This is a genomic window from Nocardia xishanensis NBRC 101358 (assembly GCF_001613365.1).
In the GTDB taxonomy this organism is placed as follows: domain Bacteria; phylum Actinomycetota; class Actinomycetes; order Mycobacteriales; family Mycobacteriaceae; genus Nocardia; species Nocardia xishanensis.
On record NZ_BDCF01000115.1, the window covers coordinates 1 to 1,360 of the forward strand.

Here is a 1,360-nt window from a genome sequence, read left to right on the forward strand (position 1 = left end):
GCACCGGGTGAGCCCCCGCGTCGCCGGGGCGCCGAGGCGCTCGCCGCGCTGCGCGAGAGCAAATCGCGGGGGACGGGTTCGGGCGAAGGTGGCAGCGAAAGCGGAACAGGGGGAAGCGCTTCCGTCGAGCCGCGAGGCGGAGATGTCGCCGGGGCGCCTGCGAGTGGACCCGCGGGCGGGCCGCAGAGTTCGGAATCCGTCGCCCCGAATGCGCCGACGCAGCAGGACGGCAGGTACGAGGGTGAGGTCGGGGCCGATGCCGCCGGGCGTGGGGGAGCTGCCGATTCGGGTGCGGGCTCCGTCGCTGCCGGGCATGGTGTCGCCGATCCGGGTGCCGACGTGGGTGTGACCGGTCGCAGCGGAGCCGCCGAGTCGGCTGCCGACTCGGCCGAGCGCGGCGAGGCGGCCGGCGTGCGCGGCGAGGCAGCTGGTGTGGGCGGCGAGGCTTCGGATTCGGCCGTTCCGGTGTCCACGACCGAAGGCCACGGGGAGCGGACGACAGCGCTGCGGAGCGCCGAGGTCCAGATCGGATCGTCGGCCGCTGATCCCGGCCGCCGCGGCGGAGGCGAGCTGCGGGCCGCCGATATGCCGGAGCATCGGGCTGAGGGCCGGTCAGGTGTCCCGGAGGAAGCGGCCCCTCCGCGCGCCGATCGGTCCGCCGCGCCGTCCGCCGAAGCGGCATCGGATCGAGTGACGGACCGTCCCTCGGTGGCCGGTCCCGTCGACGGGGGAAGTGCGGCCGGTGGAACCGCCCCCAGTGGTGCGGCAGGTGCGAGTCGCCCGGACGACGTCTCGCGCGGGGCCACGGCCGGTCTCTCCGGGGGAGCCGAATTCTCGCGCGGCGCCACCGCGGGTCCGGCCGACGACAACGCTCGCCACGAGTCGGACGATCGCGCGGGATATCAAGCGGCACAGTCGGTTTCGGATAGAAGGACCCATTCCGGACAAGTGACCGGGGAATCGGCCGCTGGCCGTCGAGGCGGCGCGACGGCAGCGGAACGGCCCGCCGAGTCCGCGGAATCGATGGCTGCGGCGTTGCCCGGCGAGCCCGCGGGCGCGCACGGCGCGGATCTGCTGCGTGCCGTCGAGGGTGCGTGGGGAGAGATCAGGGCCAAGGTCAGGGAGTTCGGTCCGACCGTGCAGGCGTTGCTGTCGGGCGCCTCGGTGGCGCGGGTCGACGGCACGGCCATCGTGTTCGCCCACCAGCACGCGCTGCTGGCGCAGCGGCTGTCGGAGGCGCGCAATGTCGAGGCCGTGCGCGCGGCGGTGCGAGCCGTTCTGGGGAGCGATCACGAGATCCGCTGGGAGGCCGCGGGCGCGACGCCGCGTCCCGCGGCCCAGCAGGCGAAGGGTGCGCGTT

1 protein-coding gene and 1 pseudogene are annotated in these 1,360 nt (G+C 75.0%); one reads left to right on the top strand and one right to left on the bottom strand.

The window, feature by feature from the left end; all coding sequences use genetic code 11:
- The coding region (locus NX1_RS37585; protein WP_218024233.1) for a hypothetical protein at positions 1 to 597 on the bottom strand (597 nt) is incomplete at its 3' end.
- A 351-nt stretch (positions 598 to 948) separates the two neighbouring features.
- Here NX1_RS37585 and NX1_RS36745 point away from each other — a divergent pair.
- Positions 949 to 1,360 (top strand): annotated as a pseudogene (locus tag NX1_RS36745) (DNA polymerase III subunit gamma/tau); the annotation flags it as partial.